This is a genomic window from Spirosoma terrae, from assembly GCF_010435915.1.
In the GTDB taxonomy this organism is placed as follows: domain Bacteria; phylum Bacteroidota; class Bacteroidia; order Cytophagales; family Spirosomataceae; genus Spirosoma; species Spirosoma terrae.
The window spans coordinates 1-3,981 of record NZ_JAAFZH010000034.1; the positions used below are offsets into that span (position 1 = coordinate 1).

At 48.1% G+C, this 3,981-nt stretch carries 4 protein-coding genes and 1 pseudogene; 1 reads left to right on the forward strand and 4 read right to left on the reverse strand.

Annotated elements, in window-relative coordinates:
• Window positions 1–351 precede the first annotated feature (351 nt).
• Window positions 352–543, forward strand: a complete 192-nt coding sequence (locus tag GK108_RS30830) for a cold-shock protein (RefSeq protein ID WP_163955454.1) — start codon at window positions 352–354, stop codon at window positions 541–543.
• A gap of 197 nt (window positions 544–740) precedes the next feature.
• On the opposite strand, the gene GK108_RS30835 is transcribed toward GK108_RS30830, so the two are convergent.
• From GK108_RS30835 to GK108_RS31575, 4 genes and pseudogenes are all read right to left on the reverse strand, one after another.
• Window positions 741–1,643: an SAM-dependent methyltransferase gene (locus GK108_RS30835; protein WP_163955455.1), complete on the reverse strand. Its 903-nt coding sequence runs from the start codon at window positions 1,641–1,643 to the stop codon at window positions 741–743.
• A gap of 52 nt (window positions 1,644–1,695) precedes the next feature.
• On the reverse strand, window positions 1,696–2,778 hold the full coding sequence (locus GK108_RS30840; RefSeq protein ID WP_163955456.1) for a fatty acid desaturase family protein: 1,083 nt from the start codon (window positions 2,776–2,778) through the stop codon (window positions 1,696–1,698).
• 9 nt (window positions 2,779–2,787) lie between these two features.
• Window positions 2,788–3,120 carry a winged helix-turn-helix transcriptional regulator gene (locus GK108_RS30845; RefSeq protein ID WP_163955457.1) on the reverse strand — a complete coding sequence of 111 codons (333 nt, stop codon included), beginning with the start codon at window positions 3,118–3,120 and terminating at the stop codon, window positions 2,788–2,790.
• 498 nt (window positions 3,121–3,618) lie between these two features.
• A pseudogene (locus GK108_RS31575) lies at window positions 3,619–3,840 on the reverse strand (IS3 family transposase); the annotation flags it as partial.
• Window positions 3,841–3,981: the final 141 nt, after the last annotated feature.

A 3,981-nucleotide genomic window follows, 5' to 3' on the forward strand; every position in this document is an offset into this window, starting at 1 on the left:
CACTCATTCGGGCATCCATACCATCATAGGGGTGGCAGGCTAATGATTCCCCATCCTAACCTATGAAATCAGGAAATAGCGTCTGAAGGCACTCTAATGAATGCAAGAAGCCTTGTCCAAAACACTCCCTGATTATACTTTTATGAAAATCAGGGAGGCCGTCATAGGCAGGGCATTTGACCACCGTTTAGCGCATATGCAACAATGGTACCTGTGTATAAAAATATTACAACATTTATGTATAACCCAAGAAATCGAATAATGCGCTATTATTTTTTTTGAATATCCTAAAAATCAGTAGGATATCTCGATAAACAAACCTAACTTTACTAAATCTTAATAAGTAAGAAAATGCAAATAGGAACCGTTAAATTTTTTAATGAACTCAAAGGGTTTGGGTTTATCAGTCCGAAGGATGGGCAACCCGATATCTTCGTTCATGCCTCCGGTTTAATTGATCAAATTCGGGAAAATGACCAGGTTAAGTTCAATTTGGTTGAGGGCAAGAAAGGCATTAATGCGGTCGACGTTGAGGTAGTTTAAATCATCTTATTAATCTGAATAGAATCGGTAGAACATGCTCTTGGGCATGTTTTTTCGTTTTATCATGGGCTGACCAACTGGGTATCGATCCACTATCATTCGACCAGCCCGGCTTGCTCATCCGGATGTTGATTACACCAGTGGGTCTGATGAATGAATTCAACACGAATGGCCATGCAGGAATGAAGATCAGGATATTATATTTTTTCAAAGACCAGTCGGTAATGCTCCATCGTTTCCTGCTGAAAACAGAGCCGGTTGGGGCTGACCCGAAACACGGCAATCAAGTCCCGGAAGGCTTTGCTAGTTAACAGCTTAGGCAGTAAGGAAGCATACAGGCCGTATTTATGTAGGTTAAAAGCGCGAAACCGTTTCCGCCACTCGCCAATGGTGTGAATATAATCCAGCCGCCCGCTGCTCTTCGAGATCAGGTTGAAATGCGGCTGCGCATTACGGATGACTTGCTCCGGTCCGTAGGGTAGCCAGGAACCCGGAAACTGGGCGATCATTAGCGCCAGGACATACGACGGCGAATCCTTAGGTGCATCCAGACTGATCTGCTCGAAGGGAATCATGTTCCTGCCGAACACCATGGTCTGGATGTAAGCCCGTCCCCCAACTGGAAGTAAGTCGGCCAGTTTAGCAAAGAAGTCGGTGTAAATCGTATCCTGCTGACCGGCTTGGTACTGCTCCACCGAACAGAAGTGTTCCATCGCTCCCACGCTGCTGATGGCATCGAACCGACCGTAAACATCGGGTGTAATCTGACGACAGTCTTTGATGTCGACCGCCAGTCCGTTGGCCCGGCAGGCTGCGGCCTGTCCCTTCGAAAGCGTTACACCCTGACCAATAGCCCCCCGTTGGTTTACGAATTGAAGAAAGGGCCCCCAGCCGCAACCCAGATCCAACACCCGCGAACCGGCACTGATGTGCAGACTATCGGCGATGAACTCGTGTTTCTGGCGCTGAGCCTGTTCCAGCGTGAGCGAAAAATCGCCGTTGTACAGGGCTCCGCTATAATCGCCGGTCTGGCCCATACTCAGCCGAAAGATTTTATCAATAGTGGTGTAGGTGAAATCGAGGTCTTGTTGAGAAGCCATGCGGAAAGAAGATGAAAGAGTGATTCGATACGTACATGAATAGCGTTACGTCCTAGGCGGGTCGGCCCAGAGTTTGCAGCAGGCGAAAATGGGAGTAAAGCGCTGAGCCGAAGCTGCGATTCTCCAAATAAGGTAAACCAAATTCGTGCGCCGTTCGCTTGACTATAGCGGTAATGGCGGGGTAATGAATATGGCAAACCTTCGGAAATAAATGGTGCTCAATCTGGCGGTTTAAGCCCCCACAGATGAAGGCGGCTGTTTTTGAGCGGGGCGCAAAATTAGCCGTCGTGTATAACTGGTGAATGGCCCAGGCATCGTGCATGTTCCCGGTTTCGTCCGGCAGGGGAAACGTAGTGCCTTCCACCACATGGGCTAACTGGAAAACCAGCCCTAATGCCAGCCCTTCGGCCAGATGCATTACCAGAAAGCCGATCAGTACCTGCCACCAGCTCAGACTGAGAAGGGCCAAGGGCAACACCAGAAAGAAAACATAATAAAGCGCTTTGGTCACAAACAGTTTGACGTATTCGCGACGGGGATGGTGGGGCGTGTCGTGCTGGCCAATCCGATTTTTAAAGAACTTAACGTAATCCTTGCGTAGTACCCACGAGAGTGAGGCCAGGGCATACAATGGGAACGTATACCATTGCTGGTAGCGGTGCCAGGGCCTCAGGGGCTCTTCTGGGTCCAGTCGGACTAGTCCCGGCGCCACCTCAATGTCTTCATCATGACCAGGAATATTGGTAAAGGTATGGTGGACAATGTTATGGGTAATTTTCCAGACGTAGGGGTTAGCGCCTAATAGATAAAAACTGCCGCCTAAGAATTTATTCACCCAGGAGTGAGCCGAAAAGGCACCATGCAGAGCATCATGGGAAACATTGAAACCAATGCAGGCGGCAAATACGCCCAGTAAAGCTGCTAGTCCCAGCATTGTCCAGCTACCGAACTGATTGGACAGAATCAGTCCATAGATCAGCGCGTAACCGATCAGGAAAAAGAGTGCCTTGGCCCACATGGCCCCATTGGCGTGGGACGAAATGGCCCGCTGGGTAAAATAGGCATCGACCCGCCCGCGTAGGGTAGCGAAAAACGAGGATCGGCCCGTATTGGTGAATTTAAGTTTGGTTGCCATGAAATGCTGTTAGGAGATGAGTTGGCCGATCTGTTGAATCTGCATCAGCAGAGGTAAGGCAGAACGGCCTTTTTCGGTAAGTGTGTATTCCACTCGGGGTGGAATTTCAGCGTAGATCGTCCGGTGCAAAACACCCAAAGCGACCAGCGCTTTTAACTCGTCAGCCAGTACTTTCTCGCTTACGTTGAGCAGTTGTTCGCCCAATTGGCTGTAACGCAGGGTCTGCTCGCCCAGTACCAGAATAATGTAGAGCCGCCATTTGCCGCAGATCATCGACAACGCCTTTCGGATTAACAGTAAATCTGGCTCAACGGGGAGGTCACGGGTATCACTCGTAGTCATGGTCAGTAGGCGTTTGCTGAACCGAGTCAGGGATTAGCCTAAGCCGAGGCAGTAGTGAAACAAGGATCAAACGGATCAACCAATCGGTTGTTTGTGGCTAGTTTATAGCCAAAGACCGGTTGACCGATGATCTTAATGAGAATACGTGTTGGTTAGAAATGCTCGATACGGATGACGTGAAATGAAAAATTTAGAACGTTGAGTTAAACTGGAAACGGAATGGAGATGAAAATGCCGGACCGGCTAAAAGAAGGGAGCTAAACGATAAGTCGGTTTATAGAGCGGCTTACGAAAACAACCAGAATACTAGCGAGTGAGAAAATACGCTTGACAGGTGAGTTACTGTTTAGGTAGTAACTGGCTGAAGGATTAGTTAGTTCATAACCAACTCAATTTAGGTGGATTAGTCAGAATTTGAACTGGCAATATTTCTATTATTTCTGGATCAATCTTACTAGGTCGTATAATTAAATGAGGTGGTCCTGTTTAGCCCGACAGTCAAGTATGCAAGTTTTGATTCAAAATTAGATAATAGTTGTGCTCAAATTGCTCAGGACTGATGTTGCCTAACGACGAATGCCGTCGTTTTCGATTGTAATAGTATTCAATGTAATCAAACAATTCAATACGGGCATCTTCTAACGACCTGAATACGCCATTTTCAAACAGCTCTGCTTTCAACCTCGACCAGCAGGACTCCATAAATGCATTGTCATAAGGATCATCAGGGCGACCGCTCGGGCGGCCCCGTCATACTTTGTCGAAAACGATGATCGGCCAACGTTTGCCGGAAGGCTTTGCCGATGTACTGCCCACCGCGATCCGAATGAACAACGCTGCCAGCACTGAGCTGATAAGTGC

What these genes read in the sequence shown, in the direction of transcription:
- GK108_RS30840 (WP_163955456.1), bottom strand. Translation starts at nt 2,778, where the DNA reads ATGGCAACCAAACTTAAATTCACCAATACGGGCCGATCCTCGTTTTTC.
- GK108_RS30830 (WP_163955454.1), top strand. Translation starts at nt 352, where the DNA reads ATGCAAATAGGAACCGTTAAATTTTTTAATGAACTCAAAGGGTTTGGG.
- GK108_RS30845 (WP_163955457.1), bottom strand. Translation starts at nt 3,120, where the DNA reads ATGACTACGAGTGATACCCGTGACCTCCCCGTTGAGCCAGATTTACTG.
- GK108_RS30835 (WP_163955455.1), bottom strand. Translation starts at nt 1,643, where the DNA reads ATGGCTTCTCAACAAGACCTCGATTTCACCTACACCACTATTGATAAA.